22 protein-coding genes, 1 pseudogene and 1 riboswitch are annotated in these 23911 nt (G+C 29.9%); of the genes and pseudogenes, 21 read left to right on the forward strand and 2 right to left on the reverse strand.

Annotated features, from left to right (window positions below; translation table 11 throughout):
• Window positions 1-186 precede the first annotated feature (186 nt).
• A complete protein-coding gene (locus CURI_RS01105; protein ID WP_014966439.1) occupies window positions 187-2949 on the reverse strand; it encodes a phosphodiester glycosidase family protein in 2763 nt (920 codons plus the stop codon).
• Window positions 2950-3181: 232 nt separating this feature from the next.
• On the opposite strand from CURI_RS01105, the pseudogene CURI_RS15995 reads away from it, so the two are divergent.
• From CURI_RS15995 to CURI_RS01115, 3 genes and pseudogenes are all read left to right on the forward strand, one after another.
• A pseudogene (locus CURI_RS15995) lies at window positions 3182-3311 on the forward strand (IS200/IS605 family transposase); the annotation flags it as partial.
• A 393-nt stretch (window positions 3312-3704) separates the two neighbouring features.
• Window positions 3705-3902, forward strand: coding sequence for a hypothetical protein (locus CURI_RS01110; RefSeq protein WP_014966440.1), 198 nt, complete (start codon window positions 3705-3707; stop codon window positions 3900-3902).
• A 630-nt stretch (window positions 3903-4532) separates the two neighbouring features.
• Complete coding sequence (locus CURI_RS01115; protein ID WP_014966441.1) at window positions 4533-4991, forward strand: hypothetical protein; 459 nt, start codon at window positions 4533-4535, stop codon at window positions 4989-4991.
• Window positions 4992-5521: 530 nt separating this feature from the next.
• Here the strand turns inward: CURI_RS01115 and CURI_RS01120 are convergent.
• On the reverse strand, window positions 5522-6163 hold the full coding sequence (locus CURI_RS01120; protein WP_041701345.1) for a hypothetical protein: 642 nt from the start codon (window positions 6161-6163) through the stop codon (window positions 5522-5524).
• A 982-nt stretch (window positions 6164-7145) separates the two neighbouring features.
• Window positions 7146-7251, forward strand: a riboswitch (SAM riboswitch).
• A 223-nt stretch (window positions 7252-7474) separates the two neighbouring features.
• Here CURI_RS01120 and metK point away from each other — a divergent pair.
• From metK to flgK (CURI_RS14860), 18 genes are all read left to right on the forward strand, one after another.
• Window positions 7475-8662: a methionine adenosyltransferase gene (gene metK / locus CURI_RS01125; protein ID WP_014966443.1), complete on the forward strand. Its 1188-nt coding sequence runs from the start codon at window positions 7475-7477 to the stop codon at window positions 8660-8662.
• Between the two features lie 247 nt (window positions 8663-8909).
• A complete protein-coding gene (locus CURI_RS14855) occupies window positions 8910-9485 on the forward strand; it encodes a sigma-70 family RNA polymerase sigma factor (protein WP_014966444.1) in 576 nt (191 codons plus the stop codon).
• A 154-nt stretch (window positions 9486-9639) separates the two neighbouring features.
• Window positions 9640-9864 (forward strand): DUF1659 domain-containing protein, encoded by a 225-nt coding sequence (locus tag CURI_RS01135; protein WP_014966445.1) that lies wholly within the window; start codon window positions 9640-9642, stop codon window positions 9862-9864.
• 31 nt (window positions 9865-9895) lie between these two features.
• Window positions 9896-10117 (forward strand): DUF2922 domain-containing protein, encoded by a 222-nt coding sequence (locus CURI_RS01140; protein ID WP_014966446.1) that lies wholly within the window; start codon window positions 9896-9898, stop codon window positions 10115-10117.
• A 67-nt stretch (window positions 10118-10184) separates the two neighbouring features.
• Complete coding sequence (locus CURI_RS15180) at window positions 10185-10331, forward strand: YvrJ family protein (protein ID WP_081580388.1); 147 nt, start codon at window positions 10185-10187, stop codon at window positions 10329-10331.
• Between the two features lie 312 nt (window positions 10332-10643).
• Window positions 10644-11486 carry a hypothetical protein gene (locus CURI_RS01145; protein WP_014966448.1) on the forward strand — a complete coding sequence of 281 codons (843 nt, stop codon included), beginning with the start codon at window positions 10644-10646 and terminating at the stop codon, window positions 11484-11486.
• A 1-nt stretch (window position 11487) separates the two neighbouring features.
• Window positions 11488-11625, forward strand: coding sequence for a hypothetical protein (locus tag CURI_RS15710; protein WP_187287411.1), 138 nt, complete (start codon window positions 11488-11490; stop codon window positions 11623-11625).
• Window positions 11626-11677: 52 nt separating this feature from the next.
• The gene (locus CURI_RS01150) at window positions 11678-12244 is read left to right on the forward strand and encodes an accessory gene regulator ArgB-like protein (RefSeq protein ID WP_014966449.1); all 567 of its coding nucleotides are present in this window, start codon (window positions 11678-11680) and stop codon (window positions 12242-12244) included.
• Between the two features lie 545 nt (window positions 12245-12789).
• Window positions 12790-13617 (forward strand): hypothetical protein, encoded by an 828-nt coding sequence (locus tag CURI_RS01155; RefSeq protein WP_014966450.1) that lies wholly within the window; start codon window positions 12790-12792, stop codon window positions 13615-13617.
• 682 nt (window positions 13618-14299) lie between these two features.
• A complete protein-coding gene (locus CURI_RS01160) occupies window positions 14300-15151 on the forward strand; it encodes a bifunctional 5,10-methylenetetrahydrofolate dehydrogenase/5,10-methenyltetrahydrofolate cyclohydrolase (RefSeq protein ID WP_014966451.1) in 852 nt (283 codons plus the stop codon).
• A 141-nt stretch (window positions 15152-15292) separates the two neighbouring features.
• Window positions 15293-15871 carry a hypothetical protein gene (locus CURI_RS01165; protein ID WP_014966452.1) on the forward strand — a complete coding sequence of 193 codons (579 nt, stop codon included), beginning with the start codon at window positions 15293-15295 and terminating at the stop codon, window positions 15869-15871.
• Between the two features lie 124 nt (window positions 15872-15995).
• Window positions 15996-18221 (forward strand): SF1B family DNA helicase RecD2, encoded by a 2226-nt coding sequence (gene recD2, locus CURI_RS01170; protein WP_014966453.1) that lies wholly within the window; start codon window positions 15996-15998, stop codon window positions 18219-18221.
• Window positions 18221-18943, forward strand: coding sequence for a ComF family protein (locus CURI_RS01175; RefSeq protein ID WP_014966454.1), 723 nt, complete (start codon window positions 18221-18223; stop codon window positions 18941-18943). Before recD2 ends, CURI_RS01175 begins: the two co-directional genes overlap by 1 nt.
• Window positions 18944-18972: 29 nt before the next feature.
• Window positions 18973-19398, forward strand: coding sequence for a flagellar protein (locus tag CURI_RS01180; RefSeq protein WP_014966455.1), 426 nt, complete (start codon window positions 18973-18975; stop codon window positions 19396-19398).
• A 71-nt stretch (window positions 19399-19469) separates the two neighbouring features.
• Window positions 19470-19760 (forward strand): flagellar biosynthesis anti-sigma factor FlgM, encoded by a 291-nt coding sequence (gene flgM, locus CURI_RS01185; protein WP_014966456.1) that lies wholly within the window; start codon window positions 19470-19472, stop codon window positions 19758-19760.
• A gap of 56 nt (window positions 19761-19816) precedes the next feature.
• Window positions 19817-20308, forward strand: coding sequence for a flagellar protein FlgN (locus tag CURI_RS01190; protein WP_041701349.1), 492 nt, complete (start codon window positions 19817-19819; stop codon window positions 20306-20308).
• Window positions 20309-20338: 30 nt separating this feature from the next.
• A complete protein-coding gene (flgK, locus tag CURI_RS01195; RefSeq protein ID WP_014966458.1) occupies window positions 20339-21817 on the forward strand; it encodes a flagellar hook-associated protein FlgK in 1479 nt (492 codons plus the stop codon).
• Window positions 21818-21834: 17 nt separating this feature from the next.
• Complete coding sequence (flgK, locus tag CURI_RS14860) at window positions 21835-23820, forward strand: flagellar hook-associated protein FlgK (protein WP_014966459.1); 1986 nt, start codon at window positions 21835-21837, stop codon at window positions 23818-23820.
• The last annotated feature ends 91 nt before the right edge of the window (window positions 23821-23911 follow it).

Below are 23911 nucleotides of genomic sequence, written 5' to 3' on the forward strand. Positions count from 1 at the left end.
ATTTTATTTTTTGAGCACAATAAGGATATAAAGAAATGAAATATGAAAGGGGATAAAAATGGACACAAGTAAAGTTTATTATTCAATTATAGCCATTATATTAACAATTATTACTATGATGTTTATATCTACATTAAAGATAGAAGTAGATTATTCAGAGGGGGATATCCCCCTCGTATCTACTTCTTATTTTATAGGTAGTATTTCATAAGTTATATCTCCGTTATTTACAGCAAACTGAATATAATTTCCAGATTGGTTAAGATTAATTTCAAAATACTTTACACCATCTTTTAACTCTATAGCGGTTTTATTTCCACCATATACTATATACATATTTTTACCTTTAGATTTGTACTCTTTAATAAGATTATGGAATAACTCTTCTTCCATCTTATCGTTGAATCCATATATAGATCTAGGTAAGAATAATACTATATTTTTTTCGGTAGCATTACTTAATGCAGATTTTAGCCATAACCATTGCTCAGAATTAGAAGCTCTTATACCTCCGTTAGCATTGTTCACTTTTATAAATGCAGTGTCCTTATCATTCTTAACTTCAAAACCATTATCTAAAGACACTATGCTAGTATTTAATCCATTAGATATAGCTGGGTTTAATCCTCCAAGTAAAAACGCATGTTTATTATCACCTAATATATTTCTAAAAGGATCAGTATTAGATACGAAAGAAGCTAAGAATTTATATCCACCCTCTGTCATTTCAGCTTTTTTGTTATATTCATCTACAAATACAGTAGAGGTAGGAAGCTTAGATTTATCTTCTTCATTTACATCCTTAGCGTATAATCCAGAAAGTCCGTCTATCATTATACTATTTGCAGCTTTATTATTAGGATCTGTTTGAGCTACATATACTGTTTTTAGAGTTACAGGATAACTCATACCAGTTGGCATTTGAGCATTAGTCCACTTCCAACCGTTCCAGTCTACTTCCTTTGCAAAGTCTACTTTGAAAGTCTTTCCAGTAGAATCTACTATATCACCTCTAACCCAAGTGTTGTCAGCATTACCATTTATCCATAGCCCTAGTCCACTGATTTCATTACTTAAAGAAATTCCTTGTCCTAGTGAAGCATAAAATGCTCTAGTTTGATCAGTTTTAGTAAAATCATAGTTAAGCTTAATAGAAGCATTACCAACTTTGCTGTCTCCACTTAATTCTACTCCACCAGTAACTAAATTTTGTGGATAAGAAGAAACACCTATTCCATCTACAGACTCAAGATCATTTATAGGTCTACTATCTAATCCTACAGAAACTAAGATAGTTTTAACAGCATCTCCTAATCTAGCTACTATAGCACCCGATGCAGAGTTATCAGAAGCATAGAAAACACCATCTTTTACGCTACCAACGTTTCCTATAACTTCCCAATTTATATCACCAGGATTAAACTTAGACTTAACGCCTTTATTATCTATACCGTACATGTCCCCTAAAGGTACGCTAGCAGAAGTACCTATACCTATTTTATCAAAGTCAGTTTTGATTTCTTTCACGCCACTTAATACATTTATTGGAATCTCACCAGTAGCTCCGTTTAGTTCAGCTTTAACTTTACCCATACCAGTAGAACTTGCAATTAATTTGTTTCCTTCAAAAGTTCCTTCTACACCTTCAACAGTAAACTTAACATCATTTATATTTACATTCATAGGATGAAAGAACTCATCGTATCCTTTTATAGAAAAGCTTCTAGAAGTATTAGCAAACATATTAGTATCATCAGTAGATAATTCTAGATATTTTAAATTACCCATAGGGGCATTATCAAATACTCCAAGACCATTAGTTATTCTTCTTTGATTTCCATCAGAAGGAATGTTTACAAGCTTAACACCTGTATCTTCCCTCTCTCTTACAGCCATAGTAGTAGATCCACCACCGTCAAGGTTGATAGCATCATAAGCACCTAAGTGTTTCATTATATCAGCAACTACTTCTTGAGACACACCACTGTAAACTTTATTTCTTCCATCTTGATCTATAGTCATCATTATAAGTTGTTTTCTATCTTGAGTTATACCAACTGCAGTTCTAGAACGATTACCTGTTACATTCATGTCGAAGCCAGTTTTAGCACCATCTTTTAGAAGCCAGCTACCACCACCTATAGCAGCAGTTATATTATCAAAATTAACATTACCACTAGTTTGGAATGTAAGTTTACTTCCAACTGCAAAATTGTTTAAAAGAAACTCTTTAGCAGGACCTTTTCCGGACACAACATAACCTTGATAAGGAACATATATTGGAGCTTGTCCAACTCTCACCTCTGTTACAACACCATTTTGAACTACTAAGTCTACTACATCACTTGTTTTTCCATTATGAGAAAGACCTCCCCAGCTATCATTAAATACAATAGCTTGGTGTTGACTACCAGAATCTTTGTTTATAGTAATAACAGGTAGAGTGTTTCCATTTTCAGCTACCACATTGATACTCCAATCCCAATACGATATAGATGGATTCTTAGCATTGTCAACAGTAAATACAGGAGACATTCCTTTACCTTCATTAAACTTTGGAGAAGAAATTATCTTACCGTTAGATACAGTAGGACCTATAGGAAATCCTGGATTTGACATAGAGAAAAAGTCACCATTTATAGCTCCTATAACATTAGGATCATCTTTCATCATATTAGTTAAAGTATCTTTTTGAGAAATCCCTTTATTACTAAAAAGAGTTCCTATATTAGTATATTGATCATTTAAATTTACTCTAAGTACATTAATATTCCACCAGCCATTAGCATGAAATTGCTTTATACTCTCATGTACTACACCGCTAGATAGATTCTTACTAGTTTTATCCTCATGTAACAATAGGGGCATAGCTAGTGCCGAACTAAAACTAGAAAAAGTAATAGTAATAGAAGTAAGCCCTATCATTACTTTCTTAACAAATTTATTCAATGAAATCATCCTTTCATAGATTAGAATATAAATCTCTTATTATTAACGTATATCTATTATATAACAAAAAAGGTTTAGTTTACTTTACAAGTGTATTACAATAAGTCGGCGGAAAGCTCACCACTTTACTAATGAAATGAATAGCCTTTTTTAGTCTTTTAAATACATGGGTGATTTTAAAAATATCTATAAATAAATTAACAACATACACATATAATTATATAGTTTAATTATGAAAAACTATAGAAGAGCTAAAACAACAGTATCATTAATAAACTGCCATTTTGTATTCTGTCCTAGATTATAGAAGGAAAGTATTTGATGTACAAAGTGTAGAAATTAGATTTAAAAGGACTATAGAGTTGTAGCATAATTAGATGATTATTACATAAAAATATTTGCTGGCTTAGTTTTTAATGATAAGTTCTTGAAGTATAGTAAGGATGAAGTCTTAGAGGTACTAACATCATTCTATTTAGCTTTTTTAAATACTGCTGCTTCTTTCAAAAAGTTAAGAAGTATAAAAGTATCTAAAGATAAACAAAACTATGAATTGATAGGATAAGCAGAGTTCGGCAGACCATTCTTAAAAGATACTTTGGTAACTAAAAATTAAAAGAGTTAATTCAAAGGATCTTGATAGAATTGTATGTAAAATAAAAGATATAGGTCTTAGTGTAACTAATATAGTTAAAAGGACTAAAGATAATGTATCTAAAGTTACTGGGTATGTTATAGGTATTAATCAAAATGCTTTGAGCAAGTTATTTAGACCTTTTATATCTAAGTCACATATAAAAAATAATCCTTTAGCTTTCAATATAGTTGATAAGATATTAGCTAATATAGGTCTATATAAGTTCTTTAAAGATAAAGAAGCATTAGAGGATATGACTCAAATGTACGTGGAATACGGAGATTTATATTTCAATGCGGGGATTGCAGCACTATAAGGAGTTTTACATAATAATCATGGAGAATTACTAGATGCAGATGGAAGTAAAATAGAACAACTATGTGCATACTTTAGAACTTCTGTAGAAGCATTTATAGACACGTGTAAGAATAAAAAATGAATTTACACAATTGAATATTTTAAAATAGAAGGATACGGATCTTCTGTTTCTTCATGCTTTAATTTAATATTTAAACTAATTTTATAACTATTTTTAACTAAAATCTTTTGACATTAACAGAGATTTTTATTATTAATATTAAGTCAGAGTTTATATAATGTTAGCCTTAGTTTTATACTTATCTAGTCTGACTTAGTTTTTAACATAACTCTTATAATTGTTGATAATGCTTGCATCTAGCTTTTTTGTCTTTTTCTATATTAACCGATATCTAAAATTACTAATAAATTAGATGTACTGAACTATCAGACTAGTTTCTGAGAGTTAGTGATTCTATATCTATTTAGTATATGTATTTTTTAGAGGTTTATAACTTACTATGATTATGTCTATAAGTTGAAGGTATTGACCTTTTAGAAATAAGATGTAATAGTGTGATATTATATGAGTGATGAGTGTGCGAATAGTGCTACTAGAGTATTTAATTGAAAAAGGGGGTCTAGTCTATTGCAAAAAAAAATTAAGTTAGCTGCAGTCGCAATAACTTTATTATTACTAATAAGTAAATATTATGATTTTAATAAATATGTAAAAGTAATTTTTAACGATTTTAAGCTAAATAGTTTTGATCAAGTCATAGGATTGAAACTATCTTTTGATAATAGAGAAGATTCTGATTATAGAAAAGACAATGATATAGACCACATAAACAAAATACTTGAATACTTTAATTCTTTTGAATATGAAAAATGTGAGGAATTTAACTTTGATGATGAAGTCACTAAATTTATGTTTGAGAATACTAAAACAGGTGAAGAAAAGAGTATTCATGTTTATAACGAAAATGAAATAATGGTATATATACAGAGAGGAAAAGATCAGATATTTCTTTTAAAGGTTAAAGATGATGCTTTAGATATTGAATACATTGAGAATTTATTTAATAATTTAAATGAACGTATCTAAATTTTAATCGTTTTTATTGAATAAAGTATAGTTTTATATTAACTTGGGTTAGAAAACTAAATATAAGTCTTGTAAGAGGTTCTAGAGCATAAGAAACAGGAATATGCTTTATTAGAACATTCCCATTTTTTATGAAATATTAGCTTCTTGACAACTTATAACTTTTAAACAACAGAACTCTTCCAGAGGGTATATATAAATCATGCAGCGATTTAATTCCCGATTAAGTAAAAAAATGGACAAAAAAAGCTATATTCAGCTTATTGTCCATTTTTCTGTTTTTACTTATATACACAAGAATTTTACTCATTAATATTTTCTTTTAATATACTAAATAAGATACTAAATAGAAAAATACAACTACAATATAGATTGAAAATAAAATTTTTTGACATAAATGATTAGGAGTGAATATTTTTTCAACCCATAAAGAAAGTATCCAAAATGCTAGTGTTATAAGTAGTAAAATATGAGCATTGTTTTTTATAAAATTTTGATATCCCATATAAGACATGAAGATTTACCTACTTTCACCAAGAGATTCTATCACTATTGTATAAGTAAGCAAAGTGATCTAGTTTACCTGAAACTTTAAGTGATAATGTACCTGATTCTCCAATACCAAGTCCTCCACCAACTTCAACACCTAATTGGCTATTCCTATAAAAATCGCCATTGATAGAATAGTATATAGACTTGCTATTTTCTAAATTAACATAAATATCACCCTGGAATCCATATGTACCACCCCTATAACCCCTATCTAAAGTATAGTTCAAAATTCTATGAATAACCATAGGGCCAGATTTATTTACTTCACAGTAAAAAACCATTTGAACGTAATATTTACCTTTTACGAATATAGTTTGAGAAATCTCCCTATATTCTGTTCCACTAGCAGTACGTAAAGATATAGCATCTGTTTCTAAACTATTTTGAAGCATTTCTTTAGCTTCATTTTTACTAATATTAGATTTTTCAGATAAGCTTTCTGCTAATTCATCTAGTGTTTTAGGATCACTAATTGTAACATCAGAGTTATTTAAATCCAAAGTTTGTGTGGAATCAATCGTGTCATTAGAAGCATAAGAATCAATAGAAACTGATAAAGTGAGTATGGTAGCAATTAAAAAAAGTGATAGATATTTGGTTAACGATTTAATCATTCTCATATAAATATGCACCCTTTCCATTTGTTTTTTCAACGTTGAAATATTAAATTTACAAATGCTAGCATAAATCAATCATATGACATAAAGAATTAAGTGTCAAATTAAACTATTTTTTATTTAAATACCTATTACAGGTTAAAATGTTTAGATTGTAATCAAGGTAGAGTTTTACACTAAGAACCGAAGATCAACCGAATGTTTTTCTCAGTTATCCTTCTGGCTCACGCGAGTGTTCCTGAAGGGAAATAAAGTTTTAGTTAATTTTTTAAAAAAGGTTATAGGTTATCTGAATACTAGAGTAAAGCCTTGTCTTTTAAGCCTGTGGAGCAAATTATCCTTACATGATCTTTTTATAATAATCATGGAAGAGAGGTTGCAGTGAGAGGGTTTTAGGTATAAAAAAAGATATGCAATTAATACATCTCTTAAGGGTTACAAACTTTACAGGCAGTATATACCGTGACTTGAGCTTCACTTGACGTAACGTATTGCTTTATTTGTCTTACAGTTCTACAGTTAGCTCTGTGATACTTTTTATCTGTCATGACTATAACAAGATCTACACTGGTGTTTTGCTGTGATTGAGTATTCGCATTATAGTTATTACTAGCAGTACTTTAGCTTCGTATTGAGCCTTAGCAGATTCGTTCCAAAGTCCTGTACTATTATCTTTGGCTTCTGATGTAAAACTAGTATTGGAATATTAAAGTTAGATTATTAGTTAGTAAGAACTGAAAGCAAGATAATAGAAGCATCAACAGAACACTTAGAGCAGTACCTGTAAGTAGAGATGAACTTATAGATTAAAAGTCAAATACAAAACTTATTATAAAAAAGCCGATGTTGCATGTATTGTTGGGAGTTCAAGAAAGTATATGAAGAAAGAAGGACTGTAATTAGCATGTGAGTTTGAGATAGCTATTGACATAAAAAAACTATGTGGTAACATTACTCTATTGAAAATAGAATAAAAAACTTGATTACCTTATCAAGAGAGGTGGAGGGACAGGCCCTATGAAACCCGGCAACCGATAATTTAAATTATTTGGTGCTAAATCCTGCAGGACTAGAGTTCTGGAAGATGAGGTCTTATTATAATAAGAAATAAGGGCTCTTCTTTTAGAAGGGTCCTTTTTAGTTAACAAACCAATTTCAATGTACTTTTGAAATTACATGAGTTATTAATATTCTTATCAATGACATAGAAGAAACTATCGACATAGGGGATTAAGAATTATAAACAATGAGAAGGATAAGATACTCAATATGCGTCTTATTGTGAATAATAAATATAAGGAGTGATATGTTAAAATGAGAAAATGGTTATTTACATCGGAGTCAGTAACAGAAGGACATCCAGATAAAATGTGTGATCAAATATCAGATGCTATACTAGATGCTATGCTTGAAAAAGATCCATCGTCAAGAGTTGCTTGTGAAACTACAGTAACTACAGGGCTTGTGATGGTAGCAGGGGAAATAACTACAAATACTTATGTGGACATACCTAAGTTAGTAAGAAAGACTGTAGAAGAGATAGGGTATACTAGAGCGAAGTATGGATTTGATGCAGAAACTTGTGCAGTTATGACTACTATAGACGAACAGTCAGCAGATATAGCTCAAGGAGTAGATGAAGCTTTAGAACATAGAGAAGGGCAAAAAAATGAATTAGATCTAATTGGAGCAGGAGACCAAGGTATAATGTTTGGTTTTGCTTGTAATGAGACTAAAGAGCTTATGCCGCTTCCAATATCATTAGCTCATAAACTAGCAAAGAGATTAACAGATGTAAGAAAAGATGGAACACTAGACTACTTAAGACCAGACGGAAAAACTCAAGTAACAGTAGAATACCATGATAATAAACCAGTTAGAGTAGACGCTATAGTTATATCTACTCAACATGGACCAGAAATAGATCAAGAGACTATAGAGAAAGACTTAAAAGATAATGTAATAAGTCCAATAATACCAAAAGAATTATTAGATGAAGATACTAAATACTATATTAACCCAACTGGAAGATTCGTAGTTGGAGGGCCACAAGGAGATACTGGACTTACAGGAAGAAAAATAATCGTAGATACTTATGGTGGATATGCAAAACATGGAGGAGGAGCTTTCTCAGGAAAAGATCCAACAAAAGTAGATAGATCAGCTGCCTATGCTGCAAGATACGTTGCAAAAAATATAGTAGCTGCAGGACTTGCAGATAAATGTGAGCTTCAACTTGCATACGCTATAGGGGTTGCACAACCAGTATCTATACTTGTAGATACTTTCGGAACTAATAAGATAGAAGAAACTAAAATAGAAGAACTAGTTAAAAAACATTTTGACTTAAGACCAGCTGCAATAATAAGAGATTTAGACTTAAGAAAACCAGTATACAGACAAATAGCAGCATACGGACACTTCGGAAGAGAAGACTTAGGATTATCTTGGGAGAAAACAGATAAAGCTGAAATCTTAAGAAAAGAAGGACTAGGACAATAATAAACCAATAAAACAATAAAAAAGAGCCTATACAAGGCTCTTTTTTATTGCAAAAAAATACAAGTAGTTAATGAAACTCTATTACATAGTTAGCACGACTTTATATATACACTAAATAGAAAAGAACGGACTTGAAAGATATCTTAAGCGGACTTTTACTCAACTCCTAAATTTACCAAATAAGTCTACATATATAAACTATACTTACCTAGGAATAAACAATGGAGTACTCCTAACGGAGGTAAGTATGTATATAAAGATAAATCACTTTTACGAACAGATTAAAAGTGGAGGACCAATAGATAGTAAATATAAAGAGGAGATTTTAGAAGATTTGAAACCACTGATAATATCGTCAATAAAGAAATACTATAATAATTATCAAATGTACGATGACCTTATTCAAGAAGGATATGAAGTTATATTAACTATATTGCAAGAAAAGAAACTAGAAAGTGGAAAACACTTCTTAGGATATATAAAGAATGCTTTAAGGTTTCATTACTTAGACAAACATAAAATAAAGGAAAGTTCTATATCTATAAATCACAATATAAGTGATGGTGAAAATTTAGAACTAGTAGATATGTTAGAAGATCCTAACTTAACTCAGGACAACATCATAGTAAAAAAAGAAGAACAAAGAGAACTTTGGAATAGTTTATTAGAACTTACGGAAAGACAACGAGATATAGTTATACTTTTTTATGTAGAGGAAAAGTCCATAAATTATATAGCAAAAAAGTTGGGTATATCTTACAGAACAGTTGTAAATACAAAAACCACAGCATTAAAAAAGCTTTTTACTTTAAATGAAAGATAGATGTATCAGATACCTAGCTTTGTTCGTAAGCACACTCAATCCTTTATGGTTACTATATAATCAATTCCTAAATTAAAGAAACTTTGAATTTAATTTTCTTCTTATAGTAAATACATCTCCTTATTTCTATATAGGGATTAAAGGAGGTGACAACATGCCAATAACAACAGAAACTAAAAGTTCAAAATTAAAACTTATTTTAGAGAAGGGAAAAAACGATAAAGGTGAACCAATCGCAAAATCTAAAACTTTCTCAAATCTAAAACCAGAAGCAACAAATGAAAGCATCTATCAAGTAGCAGATACAATATCTAAGCTACAAAAGCTACCCCTTATAGAGGTATCAAGAGTAGATGAAGTAGTAATCTCGAAACAATAAGTAACTACACAGTAGAAAGGAAGGTGATATAGTGAAGACTGAAAAACTACAACTAATATTTAAGAATGAAAGTAACTCAAACGTAACCCTAACTGTAGAAGATCCAAGTAATGAATTAACTGAATTAGAAGTAAAAGCTGCTATGGAAGATATAGTAAGCGAAGATGTATTTAGAACTAAAACCGGAAATATAGTTTCAATATCAAGAGCAAAAATAGTAACAACTGAGACTAGAGAATTAGAAGTACAATAAAAAAAGGAGAAAGGAGCTGATTATCAGCTCCTTTCTAACATCCAAATTGAAAGCGAGGCTGATAAACATGGAGAATATATACACTAATGTAGCAAATCTAGGATTTCCTATAGTAGTTTCTATCTATTTGCTAGTTAGGATTGAAGGAAAATTAGACCACCTTACGGAAAGCATAGATAATCTTTCAAAAGTTATAATTTCTTCAAAGATATAGGGTCATTTTTTAAAAGACTATAACGGAGAAGAAATAAGAGTATGTATAAATCTCATGAATATTTCTGTTGAAGTTATAGTCTAAATATATAAAATCAGATGGCAAATTGAAGTGTTTTTTATAGATAAAACAAAATTAAATATAAAAAAGTCTTTGGAGCAACTGAAAATGCTGTTGCTTCTTTTAATGTAACATAAAGTATAAAAAATGAGTTTTGTAAATAATTTTGTAGTAAAATGTTGAAATACCATATAAATCAATGAGTTCATAAATAGTTAAAGTTATGTTATAGTGTAGTAAGGAGGTAATTATATGGATATAATGAAGTTTATTGACTTCGCACTAGTAGGAGTGCCAGAAACGACTATGATGTTGCTTATAGGACTTTTATTAGGTTATGGTAAGGGGTTTTATAAAAGATTAAACTTTTTAATGTTTAGAGTTGTAATAGCAACTGTCTTAATACTTTGTGCTATATTCTTTGTTAGAAGCAGATTGACTAGTATACAAGCTATAGGTATGTCTAGTCTTTTAATCTATATAGTAACTTTCAAGAGTTTGTTTGGAATGAATATAAGAAAAAGCATAGTAACTGGAAGTCTAGCGATCTTTATAATATCTGCAACTGAAATAGTTACCTTTCCTATACTGAAATACATTGCAGAAGGTAAATACTTTGAAGATAGATTTAACGTAACTTTAATTACTAGAATTATACAATTTATAATTTTAATATGCTTACATAAATTTGAGATTTCACTAACTAATATTAGCGCAGTTAGTAGAGGGTGGTATAGATTAAAAACCAATGAAAAGATCACATCGATATTTGTTATGCTATTACTTATGCTATGTGTTATATTCAACACAAGCTATTCTGATTTATGCTTAAAGATAAATATGAACACTTTAAATTCAAAAGACTTGAATATAAATATGACTATATATTTTATAGAAAACTTATTATTTATAGCAGTAACAGTTTATATCTTAAATAGAACAAAAGATTACTATAAGTATGAAGAAATTCTATTAAAAGGAGAGGATGAGTTGTTACTAAGGTTACTAGATGCAACAGATGATAGTGATACTATAAGAAGGTATATAAGATTATGTGAAGCATATTTAGAAAAGTCTATAAAGGAGGTGAAATAAAATGAATAAAAAATTTGCAAAGATATTAGGGACAGGCTTAGTTGCTTTAGTAGGTGTATTTACTGTGTTTGTACAACAAGCTTCAGCTTGTGCAGTAAATTTTGGAGAAACTAAAATGCCGAAAGCTTTAAATAAATAGAGTATGGGGGGAAATCCCCTCAACCTTTATTTTAAAATGAGGGTGAGAATAGATGAGCAGAGTAGTAAAAAAGATAGCTAATGATACATATGAATTTAGTCGTGGCAAGTATAGTAAGGAAGATTGGATTGAAATTCTAGAATATATGTTTCATAGAATGACTGTATTTACACTGTTTATACTATCATTAGCTATACTGATATATATTTTTAAGTTAGATATGAACATATATGTATTTACAGGTAGTTTTTTATTATTAAGAGCGAAGTTTGGAGGTGTACACTTAGAAAGTGAACTTTTATGTTTCGTTGCAAGTGTAATATTTCCATTTTCAGTATACTTCTTCTTCAAAGACATACATATAAGCAAAATTACAATCCTAAGCACTTACTTAATTTCTGCACTTATATTATTTAAATTAGGAACAATTGATAATAAAAACAGACAATTAACTATAGAAGCTAAGAAGAGATTCAAAAAGCAAGGAATGATAGTTTTAACAATACTTCTTATAATAAATATTTTTACATTAAATAAATTTATAACTCTATCTGTTATATTTACAGTCTTAAGTTGTATAGCAGGTAAAATTAGAAATAGAGAGAAGGCTGAAATTTAGAGTTGTAATATAAGGAGTATGAAGATATATATAGAAAACGAGCAACCTGACTATTAAGTTGGTTGCTCGTTTTCATTTTATCAAATTAATATCAGAATTCTAAGGATTACAAACTTTACAGGAAGTACATCCCATATTTTGATCTTCACTTGCTGTAATATATTGTCTCATTTGTTTTACAGTCCTACAATTAGCCTTGTGATACTTTTTACCTGTCATAGTTGTAACAAGATTTCAACTAGTATTTTGCTGTGATTGAGTATTTGTACTGTAATTACTATTAGCAGTATTAGTAACACTTTTACTAGCTTTATATTGAGCCTTAGCAGATTCATTCCAAAGTCCAGTACTATTATTTCTAGCTTCAGATGCAAAACTAGTAAATGTATTATTATATTTTACGCCTGGATTTTAAATAACTGTAATATAAAGTATAAAAAATAAGTTTTATAGACAAATTTGTAATAAAATGATGAAATATAATATAAATGAATGGGTTCCCAGGTAACTAGATTAATGTTAGCATATAGTAGAGGGGGTATTATATGGATGAGATGAAGTTCATCGACATCGTACTAGTCGGAGTACCAGAAATAACTATTATGTTAATTATAGGACTTTTGCTAGGTTATGGTAAAGAGTTTTATAAAAGATTAAACTTTTTAATATTTAGAGTTGTAATAGCAAATGTCTTAATACTTTGCATTATATTCTTTGCTAGAAGTAGATTGACTAACATACAAGCTATAGGTATATCTAGCCTCTTAGCTTATATAGTGACTTTCAGAAGTTTATTTAGAATGAATATAAGAAAAAGTATAATAATTGGAAGTTTAGTAATGTTTATAATATTTTCAACTGAAATAATCACCTTTCCTATACTGAAATACATTGCAGAAGGTAAATACTTTGAAGATAGATTTAACGTAACTTTAATTACTAGAATTATACAAATTATAATTTTAATATGCTTACATAAATTTGAAATTTCACTAACTAATAATAGTGTAGTTAGTAGAGGTTGTTATAGATTAAAAGCTAATGAAAAAATCATAATGATACTTCTTATATTTAACTCAACCTATACAGATTTATACTTAAAGATAAATATGAACATTTTAGATCCAAAAGACTTGAATCTAAATATGACTATATATTTTATAGAAAATCTATTATTTATAGCAGTAACAGTTTATATCTTAAATAGAACAAAAGATTACTATAAGTATGAAGAAACTTTACTAAAAGAAGGTGATGAGTTGTTACTAAGATTATTAGATGCAACAGATGATAGTGATACTATAAAAAGATATAAAAGAGTATGTGAAGCATATTTAGAAAAGTCTATAAAAGAGGCGGAATCAAATGAATAAAAGATTTGCAAAGATATTAGGGACAGGCTTAGTTGCATTAGTAGGTGTATTTACTATGGTTGTATAATAAGCTTTAGTTTGTTCATAATCTTTTGTAGAAACTAAAATGCCGAAAGTTTTAAATAAGTAGGGTATAAGGAGTGATTCAAAAAGCAAAGAATGATAGCTTTAACAATATTTCTTATAACAAATATTTTCACATTAAATAAATTTATAACTCTATCTGTTATATTTACAGTCTTAAGTTGTCTAGCAGGTAAAATTAGAAATAGAGAGAAGGCCGAAGCTTAGAATTGTAACATAAGGAGTATGAAGATATATATAGAAAACGAGCAACCTGACTATTAAGTTGGTTGCTCGTTTTCATTTTATCTAATTCTTATTCGAACTTAATAGTATTTACGGAAATCATAGCTAATCTTTTAAAAGCTATAATTTCTTCAAAAAATTAATAAAGTAAACGATTTTTCAGACAGTCATATTGATAACAGTATTAAAATACTATTTAACTATATGGCTTTTTTAGTATATAATGTTAGATAGTATGTTGATATAATTGTAGAAAACTAATAGACTTTATTAAAATTTATGATAATATATATATGATAAGAAAAACTGCACTTTATACATAGTGAAAATGTGAATAAAAAATATAAATTATATAAATGGAGGAGATATTAAAATGGCAACAATAGATTGTAAAGCAATAGCAGCAAAATTAAGAGAGAACGTAAAAGCAGATATAGCAGCTGCAACACAAAAACATGGTGAAAAACCATTTCTTGAAATAGTACAAGTAGGAGCTCATCCATCATCAGTTTCATATGTAAAAAGTATAATCAGAACTTGTGACAATATGGAAGTAAACCATAACTTTGCACAATACGATGAAAACATAACAGAAGCAGAATTAATAAAAGAAATAGAAAGATTAAACAATGATCCAAAAGTACACGGAGTAATAATCCAATACCCACTACCAAGACACATAGATCAAGACAAAATAGCTAATACACTATCACCAGACAAAGATGTTGACGGAATAACTTCAGTAAACTTAGGAAAACTTTTAATGGGAATAGAAGGAATGGTTCCTTGTACTCCAAAAGGTATGGTAAGAATCCTTAAAGAATCAGGAGTAGAACTACAAGGTAAAGACGTTACACTAGTAGGAAACGGACGTACAGTAGGAAAACCAATATCTCAATTATTATTACATGAGGGTGCAACTGTAACAGTATGTCACCAATTTACAAAAGATCTTAAAAAACACCTACAACAAGCAGACATAGTTATAGGGGCAGCAGGAGTAGCAGGATTAATACCTGGAGATGCAGTTAAAGAAGGCGTAGTAGTTATAGATGCAGCTATAAACGTATTAGAAGATGGAAAAATAGTAGGAGATGCTGACTTTGAAGAAGTATCGAAAAAAGCATCATTAATAACTCCAGTACCAGGAGGAGTAGGAACTACAACTAACGCAATGTTAATGGAAAACTTATTAGGACTATTCTTAGGACATAAAGAAAAGTAAATATTAAATATAGAAAACATTAGAGTATTATACTCTAATGTTTTTTTATGCTCTGAAACTCCTAAAAAATTCAAACAAGCTTGACATCGAACACATGTTCGATTAAAATGTTTAAAAAAGGAGTTGATAATATTGGATAAAATGAAAGAATACTATAAAAATGGCATAATGGCTTTAATCCCGACCTATATAGAAATGATAGGAGATTCAACAAAAGTTATAACCAAAAACTCTAACGAATATTACATATATAAAAGTATAAGGGCAATAATAAATCTTCTAGCAAGATATAACCATATTGATTTGAAGGAAACTAGAAGATTTTATGGAAATAAGATAGGCTGTAAAAACTTAATTCCAATACCTTTTAGTAAAGAAAATATATTTGCTCCTATAAAAGTAAGAGCGGCAATAAGTAAAAATGATAGTTCATTTGGATATATAAATATAAAATATATAGAGAAGATAAAAGAAAAAGATGAACTAGGAGTAATTTATCTTAATGATGGTGTACAGATAGATACATATCAAAGACTAGAAACTGTAGAGAAACACATAAGAAACGGAAAGTTGGTAGAAAGTATATATAATGGTAGAGGTAACGTTATAGTATCAGAAAGAAATATCGATTTTTATCAAGATTACAATACTCCAGCAACAAAAGGCGACATAGCAGCCCTTAGAAATGATATACTGTATATGATAAAAGAAGTTAAGTGAAATGTGGGTTATAAGTGGTATACTAGACTAAGTTAAGAATTTTAAAAATAAATTGTATTTAAATACTACATTAGTTTTTAATGTTTTATCAGATGATAGTAGCTGAGTAAAATGGAGGGATAGCGTGATAACACTACAGGGAGATATAGAAGAAATAATATTTCATAATGAGGATAATGGATACACTGTAGCCATATTAGGAACAGAAGATGATGTAGTAACTATAGTAGGAAATATCCCTTTAATCAGAGACGGAGAATCATTGAAAGTACATGGAACAATAATAAATCACCCTACATACGGAGAACAGCTAAAAGTAGAAGCATATGAGCTAATAGCACCAGCTACAATTAATGGAATAATAAAATATTTATCATCAGGTTTAATACCGGGAATAGGTCCTAAAACGGCAGAAAGAATAGTAGAAAGATTTGGAACAGATTCACTGGACATACTTCAGTATAATCCTAATAGGTTAAAAGAAATAGAGGGAATCGGGGACAAAAAGTTAGAAAAGATAGTGGCATCATTTGAAGAACAAAGAGAATTAAAAGATATAATGGTATTTTTACAACAGTATGATATAACTCCAGCATTAGGAATAAAGATATATAAAAAGTATGGTACGGAGACCATAGAAAAAGTTCAGGAAAATCCTTATAGATTATCAGAAGAAATAATAGGAATAGGATTTAAGTTAGCAGATAAAATAGCAAAAAGCATGGGTGTTGAACCAAACTCTAGTTATAGAATAAGTGCGGGAATTAAATTTTGTTTAACTGGATTTGCATCAGAAGGCCATACATATGCACCAAGGCAAGAACTAATACATAAATGTTCAAGATTACTGGAAGTAGATAATACATTAGTTGAAGAAGGACTTATGGATTTAGCATTAAGGCAAGAAGTACAATTAGAAAACTTTGATGATGAAATATGCGTGTACTATATGCCATACTATTACGCAGAGACTAATGTAAGCAAAAAGATAATAGAATTATCACAAAGTGAAATAAAAAAGTTAGAAGTAAATATAGAAAATGAAATAGAAGAACTAGAGAGCGAAAATAATATAAGTTTAGCAGATAATCAAAAAGAAGCTATTAGACAATCAGTAGAAAACGGATTATTAGTAATAACAGGAGGACCTGGAACAGGTAAGACCACGACTATAAATACAATAATACAGCTATTTGAAAGTCAGGATTTAAAAATACATTTAGCGGCACCAACAGGAAGAGCAGCTAAGAGAATGAGCGAGGCTACTGGAAGAGAAGCTAAAACAATACATAGGCTATTAGAGTATGGATTTGTGGACGAGAGTATTGGGATGATATTTTCAAAGGACGAGGGAACTCCGCTAGAAACAGATGTGATAATAATAGATGAAATGTCAATGGTAGATATATTACTTATGAACAATTTATTAAAGGCAATTATGCCAGGAACTAGAGTAATATTAGTGGGAGATACAGATCAGTTACCATCAGTAGGAGCAGGAAATGTACTAAAAGATATAATAGAAAGTAAAATAGTAAAAGTAGTAAAGTTAGATGAGATCTTTAGACAAGCACAGGAAAGCATGATAATAGTGAATGCACATAAGATAAATAAGGGAGAACATCCTAAGTTGAATGTAAAAGATAAGGACTTCTTCTTTCTAAATGGACAAAAACCGGAGGTTGTAGTAAAAACGGTAATAGATTTAGCGAAGGAGAGACTTCCTAAATATAATGGATATGACCCAATAAAAGATATACAGATACTTTCATGTAGTAGAAAAGGCGACGTAGGGGTTAATATACTAAACGATAAACTACAAGAGGCATTGAATCCAAAAGCAAGGTATAAAAGTGAGAGAAAAATAGGTGACCAGATACTAAGAGTCGGAGATAAGATAATGCAGATAAAAAATAACTATAATACAAAGTGGAAGTTATTAGAGGGGGATAGGATCACACAAGAAGGAGAAGGCGTATTTAATGGAGATTTTGGATTAATAACAGATATAGATGAAGAAGAAAATGAATTAGTAGTATTATTTGATGATAACAGAGAAGTAATATATAATTTTAGTCAATTAGATGAGATAAGATTAGCGTATGCAACCACAGTTCACAAAAGTCAAGGTAGTGAATTTCCAGTCGTAATAATGCCAATATATTGGGGACCACCAATGCTATTAATGAGAAATCTATTATATACAGCAATAACTAGAGCAAAGGAACTAGTAGTTTTAGTGGGAGATCAAAAATGTTTGGGGTATATGATAAATAATAATAAAATAACTAAGAGATATTCAGGGCTCAATAAGAGGTTGTTTAAAGTTTTTGAGTATTTAATGAGGTGATGAAGATTTTTAAAACCTTAATAAACTTAGTATTTCCAGAAAAAAATATATGTTTTATATGTGATGAATATGATATCACTATAAAAAACAACCTGTGTCCAGACTGCATATCGAAGCTAGTGTTTATAAAAGAAAGTAAGTGCAAAACATGTGGAAGAAAAATAGATACGAATAGTGATAAACTAATAAAATGTAGAAACTGTCTAAAGACTCCACACTACTTTACTAAGACAGTAGCACCGTTAGTATATAATGAGGCAATAAAAAAGGCTATATACGACTTTAAATATAATAACAAACCATATATGTACAAGTTGTTTGGGGAACTCATGGTTAAGTCGGTTGTTGATAATGACCTAGAATACATAGATATGATAGTACCAGTACCACTTCATAAGTATAGACAAAGAAAAAGGGGATTTAACCAGTCCTATCTATTGGCAAAATATATATCAAAAAAATTAGAATTACCAATAGATAAAGAAAATCTAATAAGAATAACCAAAACACAAGAACAAAATAAACTAAAGAGAAGCGAAAGAATAAGAAATGTAGAAGGAGTTTTTAAAATAATAAAGAAAGATATATTTATCCAAAAGAGAGTACTGTTAATAGACGATATATATACAACAGGATCAACAGTAGATGAATGTTCAAAACTACTATTAGATAATGGAGCAAAAGAAGTATTTGTGGCAACTATTGCGATTGCCTCACAATAAAGGCTATATAACAGATAGGAGGAATAAATATGGATATAAGAAGCTGTTTAAAATGCGAAAGAGCATTCTCATATGATGGTGAGGATTTATGCCCAAAGTGTAGATATGAAGATGATGAAGATTTTAAAATAGTAAAAGAATATTTATATGATAATCCAGGAGCAGATGTAAACAAAGTAACAAAAGAAACAGGAGTAGATCTAAAAAAAATATTACGATATTTAAAAGAAGGTAGAATAGAAATAGCAGAAGGAAGTGCTAACACATTGCTTTCGTGTGAAAGATGTGGGAAAGCAGTAAATACAGGTAGATTCTGTAAGAAATGTGTAGCTGAAATGGAAAAAGAATTTAAGGGAGCTATAGGTGAAATAAAGCCAGAGGCACCAAAGCAAGAGAAAAAGGACTCTAAAAAGGCTGATGAGAAGATGCATGTAGTATTTAGATATAAAAAATAAATAAATTTAAAGTATGCCCCGTTTTTACCGATAAGAAGTATAAGAGTACAGGTAGGAATGGGGTGTTTTTTATGAAGATATTTGGAAATAGAATAGAAAATATTCTTAACATATATAGAAATAATGGAAATACAAAAAAAGTAAATAAAGCTCAACAATCTAAGAAACCAGACCAAGTTAATATATCAAATATGGCAAGGGATTGTCAGTTTGCAAAAAATGAAGTTAAAAAATTACCAGACATAAGAACAGAAAAAGTTGAAGAGATAAAAAGACAAATACAAACAGGAACGTACGAAATAAATGCAGATAAAATAGCAGAGAAAATAGTAGAAAGCTCTAAGATAGATATTAAACTATAAGTGGTAGCTAAGAAGTAAATTTTCTTTATTAATTTAAAAGCTAGGAAGTGAAACAAGTGAAAAAAATACAAATGCTTAAAGATATACTTTTACAAGAAAATGAAATATATAAAAAAATACTAGAACTTGCAAACAAAAAAACACAGCTTATATCAGAAGATAATATAGATGAAATACAAAAAATAACTAAATTAGAAGAACAATATGTACAAGATGCAAAAATACTAGAATATAAAAGAGAAGATAGAATAGCAGAAATAGAAAAAGAGTTGAGTATAGAAAAAGTAATAGATATATCTACACTTTTAAGTCACATATTAGATGAAGAATTAAGAAAAGAGCTACAAAGTACAAAAGATGAATTTGCAAAAACACTTACACAATTAAAAACTGTAAATGACTTAAATAATATATTAATAAAGGATGCACTAGAATATATCGGGGTAAGCTTGAATCTAATGACAGCAGCAACCAGTGAAGGAACATATGGGTCTAAAAGTGGAGAAATAGAAACACAAAATAGAAATTTATTTGACATAAAAGGATAGAAAGATAAAAAGAGGGAGAGGCGTGAGAATATGAGTTCTTTTGGAAGTTTATCTATAGGGATATCAGGATTATTAGCGAATAGAAGGGCATTGGAAACAGTGTCACATAATATAGCTAACGCAGATAATCCAACATACACTAGACAGAGAGTTACAAGTGCGGATTCACCGTATATAAATGTTGGAAGTCAAAAGCGTGGAACAGGAGTAAGTGTTCAATCTATAAATCAAATAAGGGACGAGTTTTTGGACACAAAGCTTAGAAATGAAGTTTCTAAATATGGATACTGGGGACAAAGATACAGTATCTTTAGTCAAGTTGAAAGCATAATAAATGAAAAAGGTCAAATAAATGACAAGGTAACAGGAGGACTAGCAAAAACAATGGATGACTTCTGGAAGTCATGGGATGAACTAGCCAAAGATCCAAGTAACTTAACAGTAAGAGGAGTTCTAAAAGAAAGCTCCGAAGGATTTGTTACTGTTGTAAGACATATGTATGACCAGTTAGATACATTACAAAAAAACTTAAACACAGAAGTAATAGATTTAGTAGATGAAACTAATAAGATAGCTAGAGAAATAGCAGATTTAAACAAAAAAATAGTATCAGGGGAAGCAAGTGGAGTAAAGGCAAATGACTATAGAGATCAAAGAAATGGACTAATAGATAGATTATCTCAGATAGTAGATATATCAGTAAGTGAAGATTCAAAAGGATATGTGAATGTAGCCATAGCTGGAACTCATATAGTACTTGAAGGGTCAGCTAAAGAACTAGAGTATAAAACACCTATGCCACCTGATAAAGGACACCTAGTAAATGTACATTGGAAAGATGAAAAAGATCCTCTAGTTCTAGGAAAGGACTTAAAGGGTGGAGAATTACTAGCAGTATTGCAGGCTAGGGGGAGCGGAGAAGGAAAAAAGCCAAATCCTAATTCAGGTGAATTTATAGAAGTAATACCTACTATGAAAGAAAAATTAAATGAACTCGTAAGGATTATAGCAACAGCTATAAATGAACAACAAACAAATGGATATACATTGGATAGTGTAGAAGGAGATCCTAAGACGGATAAATTATTTTTTATTTCTGAGGATGGAGGAGATATAGATGCGAGTAATATAAGATTAAATATAGAGAGTTTAAATGATATAGCAGCATCCGATCAAGCTGGAGTAAAGGGAAATAGCAAGAATGCAGAAGCAATCCTTAAAATTAGAAAACAACTACTATATAATAGTGGAAAGTTAAATATAGATGATTATTATAGAGACGTAATATCAGACTTCGGAATAGGCGGAGAAGCAGCATACAATATGATGGAGTCACATGGAAGAATAATAATAGAATTAGACAATAAGAAACAATCTATATCAGCAGTTTCACTAGATGAAGAAATGTCAGATATGCTAAAGTTTCAGCATGCGTATTCGGCAAATACAAGGTTTATAAATGCAATAGATGAAATGTTAGATGTGATAATTAATAGAATGGGAAGATAAAATAGGGGGGATGAGTTTTGGCTTGGTTAGGACTTAATACGGCGGTATCAGGATTGTTTGGAAGTCAGAGAAAGTTGTATACAGTAAATCATAATGTAGCAAATGCAAGTAGAGAGGGTTATTCGAGACAAAAAGTAAATGAAAGTTCGAGTATACCTAGACATATAACAGGAATGGGATATATAGGAACAGGGGTAAGCATAAATTCAGTAGATAGGATAAGAGATATATATCTAGATAAAAAGTACAGAACAGAAAGTGCATCTCTTGGAGAATGGAACATAAAGCAATTAGGATTAAGTGAAATAGAAAATGTACTAAGAGGAAGTCAAGAAGAAGGTATAAATGTAAATATAGATGAATTTTTTAAGGCAATAGGAGATCTTAGTACAGATCCAAGTGATATGTCACGTAGAACTGCATTCAGAGAAAAGACAAATACACTTAATGTTACTATAAATGAAACAGTTAAAAGATTATATAAACAACAAAAAGATATAAACTTTGAAGTAAAAACGAAAGTTAAAGAAATAAATGATTTAGCAGATCAAATAAAGTCTCTAAATGATCAAATATTCGTGATGGAAGTGGATGGCCATAAAGCGAATGATTTAAGAGATCAAAGAGATATTATAGTAGATAAATTATCACAAATAGTAGATATAGAAGTAGAAGAAAAAGTAGTAAATTTAGAAGAGAGCAAACAAAAAGGAAAAATAGAAGTAAGGCAATTTGAAGTACGAATAGGAGGAATGACTTTAGTAGACCATAATAGAACTAGTAAATTAAAATATCCTCCAGACGTAATGCAGAATACATTAAATCCAGAAGAACCACTATATAAGGTAGAATGGGCAAGTGGTGGAGAAGTGAAACTTAAAAGTGGTGAGTTAAAGGGACTATTACAGATAAGAGACGGAGGGTATGAAGCCTCAGATGAGATAGCTGGTGATAATATAAAGAATACTTCAGATGCTAAATATCAATTTAAAGGGTATAACGGGATACCTTATTATATAAAAAGATTAGATGAGTTTGCTAGTGGATTTGCTAGTAAAATAAATGAAATTCACAGTAAAGGTATAAATTTAAATAAAGGTACTGGAGTCCTTCTGTTTGATGTAGATGATAGTATAAAACAAAAATATGGAAATATATTAATAGATACTACTGGAAATATAAAAATAAGAGATGAAAATGGAAAAATACTGGGGACAATCAATGAAGATGGAGAAATAGTAGATGCGAATAATAAAAACTGGGGAGTTCCAGATGCTGATGGTAAACTAGTAGATGTAGATGGAAATGTACTAGGGACTATCTCAAGTGATGTTAAGATTATAAAAAATGGGGATGGCAATGTAGAAATAACTCTAGGGACAGGTGCTGATGAATATAAGTTAGTGAAGAAAACAGACGGGAACATCGTTAAACTTAATTCTGATGGAACAGAAACCACTATAATGGATAAGGATGGAGATGTAAAGGGTTCATCGGATAACTTTACGAAAGACTCAGCAGGAAACCTACTTATAAGTAATACGTCATATGAAAAATTTGTGAAGGAAAATATGAGAGCTGATAATATTAAATTATCAGATGATATAATAAATGACTTGAACAATATAGCTACTATAGACTCTGAGGATAGCGAAAATATAGAAGACAATAAAATTTTAAAAGAAATATTAGAAGCAAGAGAAAGCACAACATTTTTTGATAGAACAGCTAAATATCAAGGTAGGCCAGAGGACTTCATGACATCTATATTTTCAACACTAGGAACAGATTCTCAGCAAAGCAATAGGATGAGTGGAATTCAAAAATCGATAGTTAATGGAGTAATAAAAAATAGGCTCTCAGTTTCGGGAGTAGATTTAGACGAGGAAATGGCAGATATGTTGAAGTTTCAACAATTATATAATGCATCAGCAAGAATGATAACAACATTTGATCAAATATATGAAACTACTATAAATAGATTAGGAATAGTAGGTAGGTAATTGATAAATAGAATAAATTATTTTTTCGAATTATATTAGTCGTTTATTTAATATCTGTAAGTACTGTAGTCCTCTTACAATCATGAAGAGA

The sequence above is a fragment of the Gottschalkia acidurici 9a genome (assembly GCF_000299355.1).
Taxonomy (GTDB): domain Bacteria; phylum Bacillota; class Clostridia; order Tissierellales; family Gottschalkiaceae; genus Gottschalkia; species Gottschalkia acidurici.

Excerpts from the sequence above, each read along its gene's own strand:
- CURI_RS01135 (WP_014966445.1), top strand. The coding sequence starts at position 9,640 with ATGCCAATAACAACAGAAACTAAAAGTTCAAAATTAAAACTTATTTTA.
- CURI_RS01155 (WP_014966450.1), top strand. The coding sequence starts at position 12,790 with ATGGATGAGATGAAGTTCATCGACATCGTACTAGTCGGAGTACCAGAA.
- CURI_RS01120 (WP_041701345.1), bottom strand. The coding sequence starts at position 6,163 with ATGAGAATGATTAAATCGTTAACCAAATATCTATCACTTTTTTTAATT.
- metK (WP_014966443.1), top strand. The coding sequence starts at position 7,475 with ATGAGAAAATGGTTATTTACATCGGAGTCAGTAACAGAAGGACATCCA.
- CURI_RS01145 (WP_014966448.1), top strand. The coding sequence starts at position 10,644 with ATGGATATAATGAAGTTTATTGACTTCGCACTAGTAGGAGTGCCAGAA.
- flgK (WP_014966458.1), top strand. The coding sequence starts at position 20,339 with ATGAGTTCTTTTGGAAGTTTATCTATAGGGATATCAGGATTATTAGCG.
- CURI_RS01150 (WP_014966449.1), top strand. The coding sequence starts at position 11,678 with ATGAGCAGAGTAGTAAAAAAGATAGCTAATGATACATATGAATTTAGT.
- CURI_RS15710 (WP_187287411.1), top strand. The coding sequence starts at position 11,488 with ATGAATAAAAAATTTGCAAAGATATTAGGGACAGGCTTAGTTGCTTTA.
- CURI_RS01175 (WP_014966454.1), top strand. The coding sequence starts at position 18,221 with ATGAAGATTTTTAAAACCTTAATAAACTTAGTATTTCCAGAAAAAAAT.
- flgM (WP_014966456.1), top strand. The coding sequence starts at position 19,470 with ATGAAGATATTTGGAAATAGAATAGAAAATATTCTTAACATATATAGA.
- CURI_RS15180 (WP_081580388.1), top strand. The coding sequence starts at position 10,185 with ATGGAGAATATATACACTAATGTAGCAAATCTAGGATTTCCTATAGTA.
- CURI_RS01160 (WP_014966451.1), top strand. The coding sequence starts at position 14,300 with ATGGCAACAATAGATTGTAAAGCAATAGCAGCAAAATTAAGAGAGAAC.
- CURI_RS01165 (WP_014966452.1), top strand. The coding sequence starts at position 15,293 with ATGAAAGAATACTATAAAAATGGCATAATGGCTTTAATCCCGACCTAT.
- CURI_RS14855 (WP_014966444.1), top strand. The coding sequence starts at position 8,910 with ATGTATATAAAGATAAATCACTTTTACGAACAGATTAAAAGTGGAGGA.
- CURI_RS01180 (WP_014966455.1), top strand. The coding sequence starts at position 18,973 with ATGGATATAAGAAGCTGTTTAAAATGCGAAAGAGCATTCTCATATGAT.